The following is a 17,552-nucleotide window of genomic DNA, read 5'->3' as shown; positions in this document are numbered from 1 at the left end:
CCAAGAGTAGGCAACCCGTCGGACATCGTCGTCTCGATCACCGGCAGGTGTCGATGACGGGGACCAGTGTGCCCCGGCGGATGGCCTTGTCGCTGGTGGCGATGGTCAGCCCCCGGCGAGTGGCCTGAGCGACGATCATGCGGTCGAACGGGTCGCGATGGTCCCACGCGAGTTGTCCGGCATGTACTCCATCGATCGCGTCGATGGGTAGATCCATTGCTGCCATCGCCGCAATGGTTTCGCTCCACGACGACAAGAGGGGGCCTGCATCCAGGCGGCCCAACCTGGTCTTGATCGCGATTTCCCAGGCCGATGCTGCCGAGACGTAGAGGTTGTTGGCGGAATCGCCGAGGATGTCCAGAGCTGACGGAGCGAGGCGGTCTGGGTCGGTCACGAGCCAGAGGAGAGCGTTGGTGTCGAGCAGGATGTCGGTCACGGCTTCGGTTCCCAGGCCTCGAGCTCGTCGTCGGGCAGCGGATCATCGAAATTGTCGGGAATCCTGATGCCAGGGAACTGCCCGAACCGGCGCGCCCGCGGCGTAGCGGGGGCGAGCACTGCCACCGGCCGACCATGGTTCGTGATCGTGACCGACTGTCCCGTCCGTTCGACTTCGGCCAGGACGGCGTTCAACCGGGCTTTGGCTTCGGTGCTGCTGATGGACTTCATGCCCCAGTGTAAGCCCATTCTGACTAGTGCAACCAGTCCGAAAGCCCCGTCTCGTTCAGAGCAGCAACAACCACACGAACCGCAGCACGATGGCACTGATCCCGAAGATCGCGGCGGCGATCAGCCATCGGCGGGCGAGACGGTCGGCGACCAACGGTTCCTGTCCGCGACGCAGATAGGTGAACGCCGCCATGATCGCGCACACCGTCGCAGCCACGCCGCCGACGAGGACCAGCGTCAGCATCACCGTGTTCACCGTTGCACCCCATCGTCTGTGAGTGGGGCCCTCACACCACCCGCTTCAATTCGCCGGGTGTGACGCCGTCGTCCGCGGCCAGCGTGAGCACCTCGCCGAAACCTGCCACCAAACAGTCCGCGAACAACTCCTGGTCGGTGATCGCGGCTCCGTCGGAATTGATTCCGAGGCAGGCGGTTCCGTTGTGGGTGATCATCGTGGCCATCATGGCGCAACCGGGGAGCGGGCCGAAGGGGAACATGCGCTCGACCTTGGCGCCGGCAACATAGGTGTCCCAGGGGATTCCGGGGACGTTGCTGGCCTGGAGGTCGTTCTGGCTCGTCGTGCCGCTGAACCGCATCAGGACTGTGCCGGGCATCCAGGCCATCACCGATCCGAGGGTGTTGAAGATGTCGACCGCCGGTTCGTGGCGGGCTTGTCGGACCTGCTCGCGGATGGTGAGCACCCGTTCGAAGGGATCGGCGATACCGACCGGGCCGGCCAGCCGGCCCACTGCGATTCGGTTGCCACCCGCGGGATCCTCGGGCCGCCGCACCGAGATCGGGATCGCCACCGGCATCGTCTCGATGGGCGAGCCCATCTTCTCGTGGTACAGACGGAATCCTCCGATCAACCCGGCGAGATAGACGTCGTTGATCGACGATCGCGCCGCGGTCGCAGCTGCCTTCATGTCGGCGAACGGCACCTCGAAGGCGCTGAACCGCCACGACAGACTGCGGTGGGCCAACAACGGAGAACCCGGAGGACTGACGAGTCCGGCCACTCGCGGCACCGAACGGCCATAGCGCAGAGCGGTACTCAACGCCTGGCGCGGATTGGTCAGCGCGCGGACCCCGCGGAACGCGGTGTCAAGGCGGTGTGGAATCCGGCGAACCTCTTCGCCGATCTGCCGCTGGAGCAGGTCGAGCGGCGTGATGTTCACCGGGTCGGGACTCGGCGGCTGAGGTTTGCTCGGATTGTGCTCCCGCGTCGGTGAATGCAACTGTGCCAGGCCGAGGATCGCACCCAGTCCATCGGTGAGCGCGTGATGCGCCTTCAGGAAGTACGCGGCCTTGCCGTCGGGCAACCCTTCGATCAGGTAGCCCTCCCACGGCGGGCGTGCCGCGTCGAGTGCAGTCATGGCCAGCTGTTCGCAGGTGGTCAGCAGTGCGCGTATGCTCCCGTCGCCGCCGAGGCGGATCCGGCGCAGGTGGTAGTGCAGGTCGAAGTCGGGATCGACTGCCCAGCTGGGTGTCCCGGTCCCGAAGGGAGAATCGACGACCCGCTGACGGAAGCGCGGAGCCATCCGGCTCGCCCACTCATGGGCGGCGACCAGGCGGTCCCAGTCGGGATCGCAGTCGTAGATCTCCAGCATGCAGATCGTGCCGCGCATACGACGGTCCGTGTCGCCGCGCCACATGATGGTGTCCACCGAGGTCATGTGCGGGTCGCTCGCCCAGTCCAGGGGACGGTCGACGCCTTCGGTGAGATCAGCCTCGTCGGCCATCGTCAGTCCTCCTCGGACGGTGTGTGCAGGGATTCCACCGAATCGTCGACGAATGACTCCAACGGCCAGTCGGCGAGCGCCGTGACATACATCTGGCGTACCTCCTCGGCGCGGGTGCCGATCTCGTCGGCCGTCCACTCGCTGGTGTCGATGGGTGGCAGGACCATCACCTCGACCGTACCCGGGCGAATGAGTTGCGCACCGCGCCACATCAATTCACCGGTGTTTCGAAGCACGACCGGGACGATCGGCACGCCGGCCTGCATGGCGATGTGGAACGGACCCTTCTTGAACTTCCCGATCCGCGGCGTCGGGGACCGCGTCCCCTCCGGCGACACGACCAGGGACATCCCTTCTTCGCGCAGCGCTTTCACCGCCGGTGCCAGTTGCTCGATGGCCTTGCCACGGTCGGCTCGATCGATGAAGACGAGCCCCGCCTGACGCAGGATCTCGCCGAGCACCGGGACGCGTTGGACCTCTTTCTTGGCGACGCCGGTCGCATCCGAGCGGACCAGGCTGATCATGACCGGGAGGTCAAGCTTCGACTGATGGTTGAACAGGAAGACGCACGGCCGGTCCGAGAAGAGGTACTCGCCGCCGTCGAGCACCTGTACGTGAACGCCGGCCAGGGACAACCCGACGTCGTTGCCGGTGGGCAGCGCCTCCACGAGCGCGTGCGGGTCGCGACGCACCAGACCGGCGGCGGCACCGACGGCGGCGGACGCGACGAACGAGCCGTAGAAGGCCCCGGTCCGGGCCAGCATCCCGAGACGGTTGTAGGTGGGGTTCTTCAGGTCGATGATCGGCCAGCCTCGGGACTCGGCCTCTGCGCGCAGGATTCGGCGGGGCGAGATCGCCGCCGGGTTGCCCACGGACTCCAAGTAGGGGATGTCCTCGTTGCCGTCGCTGTAGGCGAAGGACGCGTCGAGGTCGATGTCGTTCGCACGGGCCAACTCTCGGACCGCGGCTGCCTTACCCGGTCCCCAGAGCGGTCGGCCTTTGATGTTTCCGGTGACGACGCCGTCGACGACCTCGACATCGGTGGCGAGCGCGAAGTCCGCACCGATCTCGCGGGCGATCGGCTCGATCTGGAACCGGGTGGCCGACGACGCGATCACGATGGTGTGCCCCATCTCCCGGTGCGCACGCAGGATCTGCCACATCTGAGGACGCAGCTTGGCTGCGGTCTCGTACTTGAACAGGTGCTCGCCGAAGGCGATCAGCTCTGCGTAGGTCTTGCCCGCGAATGTGGGCCGCGTGGCCGCCAGGACCTCGGCGTAGTCCTGCTCCGATACGACGCCGCGCAGGCCGATCACCAGGAAGTCGGCGAGCTCGCCGAGTCCGAACTCCATGCTGCGCAACCGCGCCCGCATGATGGCGGCGGCGGAGAAGCCCTCGATCAGCGTGCCGTCGTAGTCGAAGAGCGCGGCCACCTTCTTGCCCGTCGGCGCGGAACGGATGGCCCGCATCCGGTCGGTGAACGCGCTCACCGCTCTTCCTCCCCGACGACGATCGGCTGCAGGTCCTCGATGGCCGCGATCCGTGCGAGCCGATCCCGCATCAGTTCGACCTCGTCGAGCCAGTTCTGGCGGGCGACGCGGAGATCGACAATGTCCTCACCGTGGATCAGGCCGCGGTTGTCGGCGAGACGATAGGCGCCGTCGTAGAGATCCTTGGACACCGAATCCTTGCTCCGCAGAACAGCTTGCAGCGCGAGCTGCCGACCCAGACCGAGGCAGTCCGCGATCAGCGCATCCTTCTCCTGGGCGGTGTTGCCCAGTTCCACCAGTTTGGTCGCGACCACCAGCTGGGCGTCGAAGAACGGTTGGAGGGTGCGTCGCGCGAACAGTGCTCCGGTGTGGCCGTGCAACACCTCGTAGGTCCACTCCTGCGTGGGGGTGACCGCCCGCCAGCCAGGAGCGAGGAGGTCGAGTTCGATGCCGAGCCGATGCAGGAACTCGGTTTTGGGTGGGAAGAAGAACTCGAACTTGAGGAGGTCGCGGATGCGGAGGGCCTCGCGCTGTGCGGCGGTCAGCAGCGCCTCGTCGGGTGCCGGTGGGGAACCGACGTGGCTGCTCCGGATGGGGGTGCTCCCGGCCTTGACCTCGCCCTCGGCCAGCGCCAGCAAGCCCATCTCGACGATCGCGCGGTCGACGAAATGGTGCAGCGCGCCGTTGCGGTAATACGCTGCGACGGCCCGGTTCTCGGGAACCACCGACCAGACCTGTTCCGAACCGCCCTCGTAACAGCTGACCACGCCGTTACCGGCCAGCACGCGCAGCGTCCGGACGAGTCCGACGCCGCGGCAGAGCGCGGGATCGGGTCCGGGTAGGCCACGGCGGTCGATGTAGTCGAGCAGGGGAGCGAGGACGGCCTCGATCTCGGGCAGGGTGTACGCGCGGTCCTGTGCACCGAGCGCTGCGAAGCCGACGAGTGAGGTGGCGGTGATCGGTGTGGCAGAGTTGATCTCGTCCATCACGCGGAACGCGACCTTCTCCAGCTGCGCGGGCCCTTCGCCGACCTCTTCCAGCGTCTCCCGCAGCGAGATCGGGGTGCCGAAGCGGACTCTGGCCTCGCCGAGGTAGCTGCGTTGGGCCTTGGCGTAGCGCAGCAACCAGCCGACGCCCTCGGGCTTCTTGACGCCACCCGCGTCCTCGTCGGCGATCGCGCCGACCTCCTGCAACTGGTCGTAGACGATCGACGTGGGAACGATCGTCACGTCGACGTCGTCGAGCTGTCCCGCGGCGTCGACGACGTAGTTCAGGAGTCCGAGCATCGGCTTGCGCAGCTTGCCCGTCCGGCTCCGGCCGCCCTCGATGTACCACTCGAGGTTGAACCTCTTCTCGATGATGTAGGCCAGATAGGAACGCATCGCGAACTTGTAGACCGGGTCCGACCCGAACTTGCGCCGGATGAAGATCATCCCCGCGCGCCGGGCGACCGGACCCACCGGCCAGAACGACAGATTGTTGCCACCCAGCACGAGGTTCGGCGGAAAGTCGTTGTTGCGCAGAACCGTTGCCAAGACCAACGGGTCCACGTAGGAACGGTGGGAGGGCAGGAAGACCAGGCCGGTCGACTTGTTCAGCGTCCTTAGCGAGTTCAGGGTGTCGACGTCGACGGCGACGTTCCAGGCGCGTTCGTGGAGACGGTTGAACGTCGCGGAGAAGATGTCGTCCATCAACCTGCTCTGCGTGGCGACGAATCCGGACAGTTTGTCGGTGGCCTCGGACACCACCGCATCGGTGGGTCGGCCGAGTTCGGCGGCGAGCTTGGCCGCGCCGCTCTGGAATCTGGCCGAGCTGCTGATCTGTTCGGCCACCAGGCGCGGAACCTTGTACCGGTCGCCGACGATCTGGCGTTCGGCACGTTCGGCCGAGACCGACGCCGCGATCCGGACGTACCGGTCGAAGGGTTCGCCCTCGGCCTGGTCGCGCGCATGCCGTTCGCGGAGCTCGGCGATGGTCGCCGGTTCTCCGGCCACCACGCGAAGAGCGTCGGGCCGTCGTTTGCGGATTATCGGCTGCATGAGGCCGAGCGGTCGACGCGGATTCGACAGCACCAGCACGTCGCCGAGAGTCACCCGCCGCTCGCCCTGGCGCGCCGCCGGTAGCCACACCGGCCGTACGGGCACGAGGAGCGTGTTCGGCGAGAGGGCGTCGAAATCGACGTCGGCGCCCTGCCGCACCTCGGCGTCCGGGTAGGCGTTCGCGGCCCAGTCGTTGACCGCGCGCATCTCACACGAGGTGCGGGCCTTGGTCAGGACCAGAACGGGATCGGACATCTGCATCACCCTCACGTCATCGTCGTCGACACCGCGCCGGTGTGCTCCCGTGCTCAGGTGTCCCATGGCGGTTCCCTGAGGGAGACCGCCATGGGTCCCATTGTGTCGTGGGTTACAACGAGCGGGGCGGGTTTCGGGTGACCGCGGCACTCCTCGGCGCGGAAGGTCACCGCCCGGTTAGGCTGAGCTGGTTGCCGGGGAAGGAAACATGGGCATTCGAATTCGTGCGTTGACGGCGCTGGGCGCGTCGGCGGCTCTGGTCTCGACCCCCGCGGTGGTGGCGGACGCGGCAACTCCGACGGTGCGGTCGGGGATGGAGATCAGCATCGATGACACGGTGGTGACCTCGAACAGCTGCACGCTCGGCGCGGTCATCTCCGCCAAGAAGGCGCTGACCGCGGGACACTGCGGGGTCGTGGGTCGGGCCGTCCACGACCGCACGGGCAAGAGAATCGGGACGATCACCGCCAATCGCGTTGCGCAACGGCTCGACATCGCGGTCATCGGATTGGCTCCGCGTACCGCGGCGCGTATCGACCCGGTGGATTGGAATGCGAAGTTCGACCGGGGACAGCTGGTCTGGAAGTCGGGGATCACCACGGGTTACGGAACGGGCAAGGTCACCGATCCGGCCGAGGTGCTGCGGACGTCGCACGGCTTCTCGCTCGCACCGCCGTTCCTGACGAGGCACGACTCGTATTCGATTCAGACGAGCCTGCGTTCGGAGTCGGGCGACAGCGGCGCGGGTGTCCGGGACAGCCGGGGCCGGGTCGTCGGCATCCTGTCCTCGGCGACCCTCGAGGGCACGGTCGTCGTCCCGGTGTCACGTCTCCCGCGCGCACTCCGGTAACTGCAGGGCCGTGCGAAACCGATTCGATGCCGAACCCGGAAACGACGAAGCGCCCCATCTGGCCGGAGCCGGATGAGGCGCTTCGTGAAGTCAGGTGTGCTTAAAGCGCGCTGACGTTGGTTGCCTGCGGGCCCTTCTGGCCCTGCTCCACGTCGAATTCGACGCGCTGGTTCTCTTCGAGGTTGCGGAAGCCGCTACCGGTGATCGAAGAGTAGTGGACGAAAACATCGGCGCCCTGATCGTCGGGTGCGATGAAGCCGAAGCCCTTTTCGCCGTTGAACCACTTGACGGTTCCCTGTGCCATACTGCTGTACTTCTTTCTTCAGTTCAGCAGCCACCAAAACTGATGACCGCCCGCCAAGTGTGGCACAGAAAGCCCGTCCTGGGAAACGGGGAGTGCGAAATTCCACAAAACAGGTGCGCAATGGCGGGTTCTGGGTGCCGACTCGGCGCGTTCAACCGTCGATCACGCGGAGCGCTTCACTCAGCTGGTCGGGGTCAGGGGCGTGACGAGCGACCTGAGTGGCTTCGACGTGTCCGACGCCACGTCCGGATCGATCGCGGCCCCCTGTGCCAGCGCCCGTTTGATGGCCATGTGCTCACGAGGATCATTGACGGTGTCGCCGGCGATGAGCACGTCGTCGCGGTAGTAGAGCACGGTGAGCCGATCCTCGGCGCCTCGGCGCACGACAAACCGGTCGTGGCCGTCCGAGATTCCGGCGATCTGGATCTTCAGCGCGCCCTGGTTGGACCAGAACCACGGCACTCCCCGAGCCGGGGGGTCCCGGTCGAGCAGGGTGTGGGCGGCGGTCCTGCCCTGTTCGACGGCGTTGTTCACCGACTCCACGGCGAGGAGTTCTCCCGGCCGATGCGGATGCGGTTGTAGGGTGCAGTCGCCGGCCGCCACGACGTACCGGTCACTGGTCCGGGCGTGGTCGTCGACGACGATCCCGGGGCAGCACCGCACGCCCATGAGTGTCGCGAGCTCAGTGGTCGGAACCGCGCCGATCCCGACGACGACGAGGTCAGCAGGGATCGATCGACCGTCGTCGAGGATGACGGAGTCGGCGCGTCCCCCGGTGACGCCGATGGCGGTCACCCCGCGGCCGGTCTCGATCCGGATGCCGGCGGTTTCGTGACTGTGCCGAACAAACGCCGATATGGGCTCGGCCACAACACGTCCCAGGACTCTGTCGGCGGCCTCGATGACCGTCACCGTCGCGCCGCGAGCTCGCGCCGCCGCGGCGACCTCGAGACCCACGAAGCCGCCGCCGACGATGACCACGTCGCGGGCGGTGTCGAGACCCGCGCGGATGACGTGCGCGTCGTCGATGGTGCGTAGTGCCACCACACCTTCGCCGTCGGCGCCGGGTACGGGCAACCGCCGGGGGACGGAACCGGTGGCCAGGGCGGTTCGGTCGAACGCGAGGACGGTGCCGTCGTCGAGGGTCGCGGCACCGCCGCCGTTGTCGTCGTCACAACGCTCGACCGACGCCACGGAACGGCCGGTGATGAGCCGGATGTCGTTGGCCGCGTAGAACTCCGGCGCACGCAACACCGCCGGCTCATCTCCGTCGACGAGAAATTCCTTGGACAGCGGAGGCCGCTGGTAGGGAGAGAAGGGTTCCGCGCCGACCAGGCAGATCTCGTCGCTGTGGCCCAACTCGCGAAGGGTCACCGCGATGCTGAGACCCGCCTCGCCGCCGCCGACGATCAGGATGCGCCCGCTCACTGCTCGGGTGCGATCGTCAGGACGAGCCCGTCGAGCTCATCGGTCATCCGGATCTGGCATGACAGCCGGCTGCACTCGGTCGCCGGGGTGAGTGCGTCTTCGAGCATCTCCTCCTCGAAGTCCTCGGCCGTGCCGGTGCGGTCGATGTCGCCGGGCTCGACGAACACGTGGCACGTCGCACAGGACAACCCACCCCCGCATTCGCCGATGATGCCGGGTACGCCGAACTTGACAGCCGTCTCCATCGCGGACGCGCCGGCTTTCGCCTCCAGCTGATGCTTGGTGCCGTCGGGGCTGATGAACGTGATGGTGGGCAACGCCAACTCCTCTATCCCTACCTGTTGCGATCTGTCGGTCCGAACTCAGAAGAGTTCGAAGTACTCGCGGTGCTCCCAGTCGGTCACGCCGTTGACGTAGGTCGACTCGTCCGGGTTCTCGGCGACCCACGCGTCGTACCGGCTGACCTCGCTGCGCTTCATCGTGACCAGGTAGTCGATGAATCCGTCCCCGAAAGCCTTGCGGTAGAACCCGTCCTGCTCGAGCACGTCGATGGCCTCGGCCAGCGAACCCGGCAGCTGGGGAACGTCGGCGCTGTACGGGTCATCGCTGACCGGACCGGGGTCGGTGCGGTTGAGGATGCCGTCGAGACCGGCGGCGGCCTGGGCCGCGATGTAGAGATAGGGGTTGGCCGCGGAGTCCCCGACGCGGTTCTCCACGTGAGAGGCCATGTCCCCCGGGGCGCTGATGACGCGCATCATCGCGGCACGGTTGTCCTGCCCCCAGGCGAGGCGGTCCGGGGCAAGCGAGTACGGCCGACGACGGCGGTAACCGTTGATCGTCGGGGTGGTGAACACCGACGCCGCCGCACCGTGGGCGAGGGTGCCGCCGACGTAGTTGACACCGAGTTCGGAGAGGGGGGTGTCGCCGGTGGGGACCATCAGGTTCGCGCCGGTCTCCTTGTCCGCGACCGACGTGTGCAGGTGCCAGCCGTTGGCGTAGAAGCCCGCGATCGCGGGTGTGCACATGAAGGATGCGAGATGGCCGTTGCGCTTGGCGATCTGCTTGGTCGTGGTGCGGAACAATGCTGCCGCGTCGGCGGCTGCCAGCCCGTCGAGGATGTCGAAGGTGGTCTCCATCTGGCTGGGCGCCCACTCGTCGTCGAACGAACGGATCGGCAAGCCCATGTCCGACAGTGCGTTCCGGATCGGACGCAGGATGTCGTCGACCTCGTCGAGGTGGTCGACGAGCAGGTAGTTGTAGCCGCGCGCGACCGGAGCGACTGACGGCGGGTCGGCCGGGGAGCCGGGTGCGCCCAGCGAACATGTGCCCAGCCCGTTGTCGACGACCTTGGTGAGGTACCACTCCATCTCGATGCCGGCGACCAGCTTGTAGCCGTTCGACGCCATCTCGGCCAGCGTGTTCTTCAGGATGGTGCGCGGTGCGAGCGGGAACGGCTTGCCATCGGACATGTAGAGGTCGCAGAAGACCAGGGCCGTCTTCTCGGCCCACGGCAACACGGTGAAGGTGCCGGGGTCGGGGACCATCTTGACGTTCGGGCTGCCGCCGAGGCCGTCGAAGTCGAACCCGCCGTCGGGGCTGAACGGGTTGAACACGATGGCGTTGGCGGTGTCGAAGAAGAACGGGGCCATGGTGATCTCGTTGCCGGCCTTCATCGCGGCCAAGAATGCCGGGACGGTGAGGGCCTTGCCGCGCAGCAGACCGTGCTGGTCGGGCCAGACCACGCGGACGACCTCGATGCCCTCGCGGTTGATGGTGTCGATGGCGTGCTCTGCCGCACGGTGGTCTTCGGGTCGGTACAGGTCGTACTTCTCGACGAACTTCGCTGCGGTCATGAGAACCTCCTGGAGTGGTGACGGGTGGTGCGGATCTGGTCGGGATGGTCGATCGATCAGGGGTGGGCGGGATCTCGTACCGGCACGTCGTCGAGCCAGGTGTCGAGGAGGCGGCGCCCCGGTTGGGGACCGCCGGTCGGGATGGATTCGCGGATGGCGTCGACGTCGACGCCGAACTGTCGGAGTTTGGGTCCCTCGAGGGCGAGTAGGGCGTCGATGCCCGCACCGTCGAGTTCGGGATGGAACTGGATCGCCGTGGACGTTCCGAGGCGCCAGGCCTGGAGGTAATGGTCACTGCGGGCCAGGATCTCCGCGTCCGGCGGAGGGTCCGCCGAATCGGAGTGGAAGGAGAAGAACGTGCCGTTGAGCAACGACTTCGGGTTGGTCGCAATGACATCGATGAAACCGCACTCCAGGCCGCTGTCCCCGGGACGCGATCGCCCACCGAGCGCGTCGGCGAGCAATTGCGAACCGAGACACAGGCCGAGAAGCGGGATCTCGCGTGCATGGACGTCACGAAGGTAGGCGACCTCGTCGGCGAGGTACGGATGGCTCTCGCCGTCATAAGCGCTCTGCGGCCCACCGAGCACGACGAGCGCCTCGACAACGTCGGCGTCGGGTAGCGGATCCCCACGGAAGGGCCCGACCACCGACATCGTCCAGCCGCCGGCGACCGCGGATTCCTCGAGGACTCCGATCGACGGATTGTTCACGTGGGTGATCACGGTGAGCGTACGGGTACTCATGGTTGTGGCCTCGCCTCGATCGGCGTCGACCACGGTTGCCAGTGATCGATCTTGGCGAGGGCGGCGAGGAGTTCCGTCGCCGCAGTCCGGTCGATCGCCACCCAGTCGCTACCGGGGGCCACCCCGTACGGGGTGTAGTCCCAGATGTCGAGGGCGCGCACCGCGGCCACGAGAGGCCGTGAAGCGGCGACCTCGCGCTCGATACGTCCCACCCGTGCGCGCAGCAGTTCCAGCTCGGCGGTCAGCGTGTCGACTGCCTGGGCGAGATCGGCTTGCCCGGCGGCGGACGAGGTTTCGATATCCATGGTCAGAACACCAGGGTCAGGTTCTCGTGATACTGCTCGGAGTCGATGAGGTTGACCGACTTGAGCCGAATCCGCCAGCCGTCGTCGGTCTCGCGCAGCACATGCCCGTACCAGCCGGTGTAGGTCTTCGCGGTGCCCGCGCGCATCTCGTGGACGACGAAGTTGGAGCGCACGTACCGGAGCCCGTCTGGATGGTCGAGACATTCGACGTTGGTGATCAGTCGTCGTGTGCGTGACGGCGGCAGCTGGCTGTAGGCCAGACCGGTCCGCAACCAGTAGACGCGGTCGGTGAGACGACGATGGTCGTCGAAGGCGTGACTGACCTCGCGACGGGGGTCGCCACCACCGGCCGTGACCGGAACCCAGTACAGGCAGTCCCCGGTGAACAGGTCGAGCCAGTCGTTGAACCGGCCACTGTCGATCAGACGGGCCTCGGCGAACAGGAACGACTGCGCGCCATGCCATTCGGTCGGCTGTGAGACCGGCCAGTCGTCGGCCAGGACCTGCCGGAATCGGTCGAGCTCGTCGTACCAGTCGGCGTCGACGTGGTAGGAGAACGACGACGTGTCGGCGTAGGTGTCCGGGAGGCGGTCGAGATTCATCGCTGTGCTCCTCGCATCCGGCGCTGCCACTCCTCGTAGTAGCCGCGCATGTGGATCTCGTCGGTGACCGCGCTGCGGATCACGCCGTCGTGCTCGATGGTCTGCCAGTCGGTGTCGAGGCCGCGGTTCATGAATACCCACTCGGCTTCCGGCGCGGCCAGACCGCGTTGCGCCTCTTCGAAATTGGCCTGGTCGTCGGGTTCGCCGAAAGCGGGGAAGTCCTCTTGGGAGCGCATCCGCATGGTGTTGATCTCGTCGGGGACACCGCCGATCGAGGTGGCATGCCAGGTGAGCTGGGTGCGGTCGACCGCGAGCGGCTCGACGACCTGGATCTGGTTTCCGATGACCAGCAGGTTGGGGAAGATGCTCAGGTTGATCTGCGCACCGATGGCCAGGTCGAGGAGCCGGTCGGCGTCGTCACCGTGTTCGGCGCGCACCTTCTCCTCGAACCGCTCGCGGCCCGGCTGGGGGCGCTGATTGGCCCAGAAGCTGCCCGGGCCCTCGTACACGGGGCGCTGATCGATGACGCTGTGCCCGTTGCCCAGCGAGTACACCTTCATCGGCCCGTCGTCGGGGGTCTTGCCGAAGTACGACATGTCCTTCGAATCGCCCATACGAGAGGCCATTTCGAGCAGGGAACGGTGGGAGAACGCGGGATGGTAACCGTCGCCGGCATTGTCGAACGCCAGCTTCCAGTTGCCGCGGTAGCCCATCCGGTAGGCCGCGGACTTCACCGCGACCTCACTGGTGGGGGAGCGGTCGATCCAGTAGTCGAGCCAGGGCCGGGCGTGTCCGAGCCACTCGTCGACCGGAGGGGCGTCGGTGTTCATCGTGCCGAAGATGAAGCCGCGGTAGCTCTCGACGCGGGGGACGACGGTGAGGCCGAACCGCTCCTTGTCGAGTTCGCCGTACCCCGACGGCCACGGTGCGCCGACCAGTTCACCGGTGTTCCGGAACGTCCAGCCGTGGTACGGGCACTGGAAGCTCTTCGCGGTGCCCGACTCCTCGCGGCACACCGTCGCCGCACGGTGGGCGCACCGGTTGAAGACCGCGTGCAGGCCACCCTTGCGATCGCGGGTGACGATGACGGGTCGCAGGCCCATGCGGACCGACAGGAACGAGTTGGGGTCGGGTACCTGGGACTCGTGGGCGAGGTACACCCACGACTGACCGCCGAAGACCTTCACCATCTCCTCGTCGAAGACGGCGGGGTCGACGTAGAGCGTGCGGTGGACGCGGTCGTGCTGGATGAGATCGGACCATCGGTCATCGAGGGGGGTGGTCGTCTGCGGCGCATCCCATGAGGTGGCGGGTGCGTGCGACGGGCTGTTCTGCAAGGTCATCGCTGCTTCCTGGTCGAGCTGAACCGGGGGATGCGAGCGACGTTACATCCGTTACGCGGGATTGTGTAGGCGTAACATGTAAAACGTTTGTTTCCGGGTATTTGGACTCTTGCCCGTCTAAGATGCGCGGATCGTGGGCGTGGGCAGCGGTCTCGGTCCGTCCCGACCCGACCACGACAACTAGACTTCGCCCATGGCTCAGGGTGCACCGCTGGAGGGGACCGTCGCGCAACGCATCCGTCAGGTACGCGGATCGTTGGCCCCCGGTGAACTTCGGGTGGTCGCGGCCCTCACCGACGGGTATCCCACCGCAGGTCTCGTTCCCATCGCGCAACTCGCGGCGGAGGCGCAGGTCTCCGCGCCGACGGCGTTGCGCCTGGTGAGCAAACTCGGCTTCCCCGGCTACGGCGCGTTCCAGGAGTCCCTGCGCGCGGAGGTTCAGACGCGGTTGTTCTCCCCGGTGACGGTGTACCCGACCGACGATCCCGGCGTCGACCGGGCCGGGCCGGCGGATGACGCCGACCTCGCCGATGCGCTGGCGCTCTACACCGACGGTGTCCGGGCGACCATCAACAATCTGTCGCGGGCCGACCTGGCCGGCGCGGTTGCCGCGCTCGCCGACACCGATCGGCGCGTGATGCTCCTGGGCGGCCGGTTCACCTCGGTGCTGGCCGCCGAGTTACACCAGTATCTCCGGATGCTCCGGTCGGGTGTCGTTCTGGTGCAACCGAATTCGGGCGACCGGATGGCCGCGATGACCGATGTCGACGATCGCACCGTGGCTGTCCTCTTCGACTACCGGCGGTACCAGCAGACCACGATCGAATGGGGACTGCGCGCTGCCGAGCGCGGCGCGGAACTCGTGTTGATCACCGACGTCTACCTGTCACCGCTGGCGTCGCAGGCCGCGTCGGTCCTGACGACCAGTCACACCGGTCCGGGCCCCTTCGATTCCATGGCGCACGGCTTCGTCCTCGCCGAGCTGCTGGTCTCGCTGGTGACGAAAGAGCTCGGGGAGCCGGCGCGGAACCGACTCGCCGACTTCGAGGAGATGCAGCTCGCCGAGGAACGGCAGCGTCGCCTTCCGCGTAAGGGTTGACGCATCGGAGCAGGTCAGGGGTGGTCAGGAATATCCCCCGCCTCCGCGTGCCTTCAACCTGAACATGGTCGTGCGAGTCCGGGCCCGCGTGTCGGATGACCGGCGACCCGCCTGTCGAGGTAGGCCCTCGTCTCGCTGCAACGAAAGGACAGATCGCGTATGACAGTCCCCAACATCACGCTCAACAACGGCATCACCATCCCGCAGTTGGGATTTGGCGTGTTCCAGGTTCCGCCGGAGGACACCAGGGCCGCGACGCTGACCGCTTTCGAGGTCGGCTACCGGCACATCGACACCGCCGAGATGTACGGCAACGAGAAGGGCGTCGGCGAGGCGCTGCGCGAGTCAGGCCTCGCCCGCGACGAGGTCTTCATCACCAGCAAGCTCAACAACGGATTTCACGACTTCGACGACGCGCTCGAGGCGCTCGACAAGACCAATGCCGACCTCGGGGTCGACCAGGTCGACCTGTTCCTGATCCACTGGCCGCTGCCCGACGTGGGTGATTACGTCCAGACCTGGAAGGCACTGGAAAAGGCCTACGCCGACGGCAAGGCCCGCGCCATCGGCGTCTCGAACTTCCAGCAGGCGCACCTGCGGCGCCTGTTCGACGAAACCGACGTGGTTCCGGCCGTGAACCAGATCGAGGTCCATCCGTACCTGTCGCAGAATCCTCTGCGGGCCTTCAATTTCGAGCACGGTATCGCCACCGAGGCATGGTCACCCATTGCGCAGGGCAAGGTCGTCGACGACCCGGTCATCACGAAGATCGCGGAGGCCAAGGGACGTTCGGCCGCCCAGGTCACGCTCCGGTGGCACATCCAGCGCGGCGACATCGTTTTCCCCAAGTCGGTGACGCGCGCCCGCGTCGAGGAGAACTTCGCGCTCTTCGACTTCGAGCTGTCCGACGACGAGGTCTCAGCGATCGAGGGCCTCAACGCCGATGAGCGCATCGGCCCCGATCCGGACACGTTCAACTACATCCCCTGACCTGACCTGTTGGGGCGCTAGCGGGCGGACCACCTGAACAGGTGGCCCGCCCGTTTTCTGCCTCCTCCTCAGTGGCCGGCTCGTCTGGTCAGCGAGGCACGCAACTGGCTGAACCGGAAGAGCGCGGGTTCGCCGACCGTCAACTGGTATCTCTCGATCACCTCGGCGACGAACCGGTCGGTCTCCGAGTCGGGGAGCCGGTTCGTCCAGTCCGGGGAGCCGACGGTGAACCAGGCGTGGAAGTCCTCGACGGAATCGAACGTCCAGGACAGGTTCTTCACCGTCAGGTCGTCGACGGTGAAGCCGGCCGCGGTGGCGAGTTCACCGAAACGGGCGGGCTCCACATGTTCGTACGGCGCGTCGAATGCCTCGAAACTTCCGGCCCACTGCGGATCGGTCGCGACCTGCATGGCGACGTCCTCGATGCTCGGCCGGTCGGTCGCGCAGACCATCTGCAGCACCGCGCGCCCGCCGTCGACGAGGCTTCGCGCAATCTGCCGCAACGCCTCTCCCTGGTCGTGCACCCAGTGCAGGGCGTTGAAGGAGACCGCGATGTCGAAGTCCTGGTCGAATGGCAAGGCCAGCACGTCGTCGACGTGGAACTGAACACGCAGCGTGTCGAATGGCACCCGCGCCAGGGCACGGTCGATCATCCGGTGGGAGGCGTCGACGCCGACCACCGATCCCTCGGGCAATCGCTCCGCCAGCAGCATCGTGATGAACCCGTCCCCGCAGCCGACGTCGAGCAGACGTTCGTTCCCGATGAGCGCGAGACCGGAGATCGACTCCTCGGCGACCATGCGTTGGAGCCCACTCACCTCCGCGTACCGTGCACCATCCCAGTCGACCATCGCTTCTCCCGCCGTCGGAGCATCGGCCTCCATCGTCCACGGCGGCCGTCGGGCGTGGGCGGGTTCGCGCGAAACCGGCAGTGCGACCCCCATCTTCGGGACAGGCCGCTCTGACTCACGCCAGCAGCCGCCACAGCCCGATCAGACCGACGACGACGATCACCCCGCGAAGCGCGCGGGGTGAGAGTCGTCGACCGTATCGCGCTCCGACAACACCGCCGAGCAGGGAACCCACCGCGATGACCCCGGCCGCGGACCAGTCGATCCGGTCGAAGGCGACCAGCGTGTAGGTGACCGCCGCAACGATGTTCACCACCAGGGAGAGCAGGTTCTTGGCGGCGTTCATCCGCTGCAGGTGGTCGGGGACGACGACGCCGAGGATCGCCATCAGCAAGATGCCCTGGGCGGCGGTGAAGTAGCCGCCGTAGACGCCGACCGCGAATGTGCCCGCCACCATTGCGGCGATGCGCAGAGGGGTCAGGTGGGGGCGGCCCGCCCCGGTGGGGGAGATCGATCGATGGCCGACCCACTTCTGGATGCGCGGTTGCGCGACCACGAGGACCAGCGCGGCGATCAGGAGCACCGGCACGATCGTCTCGAACACCGTCTCCGGCAGGTGCAACAGCAGCCAGCAGCCGACGATCGCACCGACGAACGACGCGGGTATCTGCCACCGCAGCTGCGGCCACTGCCCCTCGAGTTCACGCCGATAGCCCCACGTCCCGGAGACGCCGCCGGCGACGAGGCCGATCGCGTTGGACATGGTCGCGGTGACCGGTGGGACCCCGAATGCGACGAGCGTCGGGAAGGTGATCAGGGTGCCGCTACCGACGATCGCGTTGATCGCGCCCGCACCCACACCGGCCAGCAGGACGGCGAACAGTTCCCATGTGCTCACGACTCCTGAGGGTGCCCGGTGCGTCGGGTTGGGTGGTCACCGGGGTGGACACTGCCGGAGATCCGCCCCTCAGAACGGCCCCCGGGATACA

Annotated in this window: 19 protein-coding genes; 3 read left to right on the top strand and 16 right to left on the bottom strand. The window is 66.9% G+C overall.

All coding sequences use genetic code 11. The features are described 5' to 3' along the window. Window positions 1–37 precede the first annotated feature (37 nt). Genes GOALK_RS05395 through GOALK_RS05370 form a run of 6 tightly spaced genes read right to left on the bottom strand, consistent with a single transcriptional unit; the run spans window position 38 to window position 6,198 of the window. A complete protein-coding gene (locus GOALK_RS05395; protein WP_006357790.1) occupies window positions 38–436 on the bottom strand; it encodes a type II toxin-antitoxin system VapC family toxin in 399 nt (132 codons plus the stop codon). After that, window positions 433–666, bottom strand: coding sequence for a type II toxin-antitoxin system Phd/YefM family antitoxin (locus tag GOALK_RS05390; protein ID WP_040004014.1), 234 nt, complete (start codon window positions 664–666; stop codon window positions 433–435). Before GOALK_RS05390 ends, GOALK_RS05395 begins: the two co-directional genes overlap by 4 nt. A 55-nt stretch (window positions 667–721) precedes the next feature. Beyond that, a complete protein-coding gene (locus GOALK_RS05385) occupies window positions 722–922 on the bottom strand; it encodes a hypothetical protein (RefSeq protein WP_006357788.1) in 201 nt (66 codons plus the stop codon). A 31-nt stretch (window positions 923–953) separates the two neighbouring features. Beyond that, the gene (locus GOALK_RS05380; RefSeq protein WP_006357787.1) at window positions 954–2,408 is read right to left on the bottom strand and encodes a wax ester/triacylglycerol synthase domain-containing protein; all 1,455 of its coding nucleotides are present in this window, start codon (window positions 2,406–2,408) and stop codon (window positions 954–956) included. Window positions 2,409–2,410: 2 nt separating this feature from the next. After that, window positions 2,411–3,898, bottom strand: coding sequence for an HAD-IB family hydrolase (locus GOALK_RS05375; RefSeq protein ID WP_006357786.1), 1,488 nt, complete (start codon window positions 3,896–3,898; stop codon window positions 2,411–2,413). Then, window positions 3,895–6,198: a glycerol-3-phosphate 1-O-acyltransferase gene (locus GOALK_RS05370; RefSeq protein WP_006357785.1), complete on the bottom strand. Its 2,304-nt coding sequence runs from the start codon at window positions 6,196–6,198 to the stop codon at window positions 3,895–3,897. Before GOALK_RS05370 ends, GOALK_RS05375 begins: the two co-directional genes overlap by 4 nt. 202 nt (window positions 6,199–6,400) lie before the next feature. On the opposite strand from GOALK_RS05370, the gene GOALK_RS05365 reads away from it, so the two are divergent. Then, entirely contained in the window at window positions 6,401–7,042 is a 642-nt protein-coding gene (locus GOALK_RS05365; protein ID WP_006357784.1) for a trypsin-like peptidase domain-containing protein, read from the top strand. Window positions 7,043–7,142: 100 nt separating this feature from the next. Here GOALK_RS05365 and GOALK_RS05360 read toward each other — a convergent pair whose 3' ends face one another. The 8 genes from GOALK_RS05360 to GOALK_RS05325 all read right to left on the bottom strand — a co-directional run bounded on the left by GOALK_RS05360 (window position 7,143) and on the right by GOALK_RS05325 (window position 13,623). Continuing rightward, entirely contained in the window at window positions 7,143–7,346 is a 204-nt protein-coding gene (locus GOALK_RS05360) for a cold-shock protein (protein WP_005193773.1), read from the bottom strand. 180 nt (window positions 7,347–7,526) lie between these two features. Beyond that, window positions 7,527–8,774: an NAD(P)/FAD-dependent oxidoreductase gene (locus GOALK_RS05355; RefSeq protein ID WP_006357783.1), complete on the bottom strand. Its 1,248-nt coding sequence runs from the start codon at window positions 8,772–8,774 to the stop codon at window positions 7,527–7,529. Further along, on the bottom strand, window positions 8,771–9,091 hold the full coding sequence (locus tag GOALK_RS05350; protein ID WP_035754009.1) for a 2Fe-2S iron-sulfur cluster-binding protein: 321 nt from the start codon (window positions 9,089–9,091) through the stop codon (window positions 8,771–8,773). The genes GOALK_RS05355 and GOALK_RS05350 overlap by 4 nt, the downstream gene beginning before the upstream one ends. A gap of 45 nt (window positions 9,092–9,136) precedes the next feature. After that, entirely contained in the window at window positions 9,137–10,627 is a 1,491-nt protein-coding gene (locus tag GOALK_RS05345; RefSeq protein ID WP_006357781.1) for a glutamine synthetase family protein, read from the bottom strand. A gap of 56 nt (window positions 10,628–10,683) precedes the next feature. Then, window positions 10,684–11,373 carry a type 1 glutamine amidotransferase gene (locus tag GOALK_RS05340; protein WP_006357780.1) on the bottom strand — a complete coding sequence of 230 codons (690 nt, stop codon included), beginning with the start codon at window positions 11,371–11,373 and terminating at the stop codon, window positions 10,684–10,686. Then, window positions 11,370–11,678, bottom strand: a complete 309-nt coding sequence (locus GOALK_RS05335) for a hypothetical protein (protein ID WP_006357779.1) — start codon at window positions 11,676–11,678, stop codon at window positions 11,370–11,372. The genes GOALK_RS05340 and GOALK_RS05335 overlap by 4 nt, the downstream gene beginning before the upstream one ends. Window positions 11,679–11,680: 2 nt before the next feature. Beyond that, window positions 11,681–12,280, bottom strand: a complete 600-nt coding sequence (locus GOALK_RS05330) for an aromatic-ring-hydroxylating dioxygenase subunit beta (protein ID WP_006357778.1) — start codon at window positions 12,278–12,280, stop codon at window positions 11,681–11,683. Then, complete coding sequence (locus GOALK_RS05325; RefSeq protein WP_006357777.1) at window positions 12,277–13,623, bottom strand: aromatic ring-hydroxylating oxygenase subunit alpha; 1,347 nt, start codon at window positions 13,621–13,623, stop codon at window positions 12,277–12,279. Before GOALK_RS05325 ends, GOALK_RS05330 begins: the two co-directional genes overlap by 4 nt. A 193-nt stretch (window positions 13,624–13,816) precedes the next feature. On the opposite strand from GOALK_RS05325, the gene GOALK_RS05320 reads away from it, so the two are divergent. Then, complete coding sequence (locus tag GOALK_RS05320) at window positions 13,817–14,722, top strand: MurR/RpiR family transcriptional regulator (RefSeq protein WP_006357776.1); 906 nt, start codon at window positions 13,817–13,819, stop codon at window positions 14,720–14,722. A 159-nt stretch (window positions 14,723–14,881) separates the two neighbouring features. Then, on the top strand, window positions 14,882–15,712 hold the full coding sequence (locus GOALK_RS05315; protein ID WP_006357775.1) for an aldo/keto reductase: 831 nt from the start codon (window positions 14,882–14,884) through the stop codon (window positions 15,710–15,712). 68 nt (window positions 15,713–15,780) lie between these two features. On the opposite strand, the gene GOALK_RS05310 is transcribed toward GOALK_RS05315, so the two are convergent. Continuing rightward, window positions 15,781–16,563, bottom strand: a complete 783-nt coding sequence (locus GOALK_RS05310; RefSeq protein WP_040004016.1) for a class I SAM-dependent methyltransferase — start codon at window positions 16,561–16,563, stop codon at window positions 15,781–15,783. A gap of 115 nt (window positions 16,564–16,678) precedes the next feature. Next, window positions 16,679–17,461 (bottom strand): sulfite exporter TauE/SafE family protein, encoded by a 783-nt coding sequence (locus tag GOALK_RS05305; protein ID WP_006357773.1) that lies wholly within the window; start codon window positions 17,459–17,461, stop codon window positions 16,679–16,681. Window positions 17,462–17,552: the final 91 nt, after the last annotated feature.

Source organism: Gordonia alkanivorans NBRC 16433, assembly GCF_000225505.1.
In the GTDB taxonomy this organism is placed as follows: Bacteria; Actinomycetota; Actinomycetes; order Mycobacteriales; family Mycobacteriaceae; genus Gordonia; species Gordonia alkanivorans.
The sequence above is the reverse complement of the archived record's forward strand: the minus strand, read 5'-3'. Positions and strand labels throughout refer to the sequence as shown.

Coding starts and splice junctions, on each gene's coding strand:
- GOALK_RS05390 (WP_040004014.1), bottom strand. CDS start 666: ATGAAGTCCATCAGCAGCACCGAAGCCAAAGCCCGGTTGAACGCCGTC.
- GOALK_RS05310 (WP_040004016.1), bottom strand. CDS start 16,563: ATGGTCGACTGGGATGGTGCACGGTACGCGGAGGTGAGTGGGCTCCAA.
- GOALK_RS05320 (WP_006357776.1), top strand. CDS start 13,817: ATGGCTCAGGGTGCACCGCTGGAGGGGACCGTCGCGCAACGCATCCGT.
- GOALK_RS05365 (WP_006357784.1), top strand. CDS start 6,401: ATGGGCATTCGAATTCGTGCGTTGACGGCGCTGGGCGCGTCGGCGGCT.
- GOALK_RS05380 (WP_006357787.1), bottom strand. CDS start 2,408: ATGGCCGACGAGGCTGATCTCACCGAAGGCGTCGACCGTCCCCTGGAC.
- GOALK_RS05345 (WP_006357781.1), bottom strand. CDS start 10,627: ATGACCGCAGCGAAGTTCGTCGAGAAGTACGACCTGTACCGACCCGAA.
- GOALK_RS05360 (WP_005193773.1), bottom strand. CDS start 7,346: ATGGCACAGGGAACCGTCAAGTGGTTCAACGGCGAAAAGGGCTTCGGC.
- GOALK_RS05340 (WP_006357780.1), bottom strand. CDS start 11,373: ATGAGTACCCGTACGCTCACCGTGATCACCCACGTGAACAATCCGTCG.
- GOALK_RS05370 (WP_006357785.1), bottom strand. CDS start 6,198: ATGCAGATGTCCGATCCCGTTCTGGTCCTGACCAAGGCCCGCACCTCG.
- GOALK_RS05330 (WP_006357778.1), bottom strand. CDS start 12,280: ATGAATCTCGACCGCCTCCCGGACACCTACGCCGACACGTCGTCGTTC.
- GOALK_RS05315 (WP_006357775.1), top strand. CDS start 14,882: ATGACAGTCCCCAACATCACGCTCAACAACGGCATCACCATCCCGCAG.
- GOALK_RS05325 (WP_006357777.1), bottom strand. CDS start 13,623: ATGACCTTGCAGAACAGCCCGTCGCACGCACCCGCCACCTCATGGGAT.
- GOALK_RS05335 (WP_006357779.1), bottom strand. CDS start 11,678: ATGGATATCGAAACCTCGTCCGCCGCCGGGCAAGCCGATCTCGCCCAG.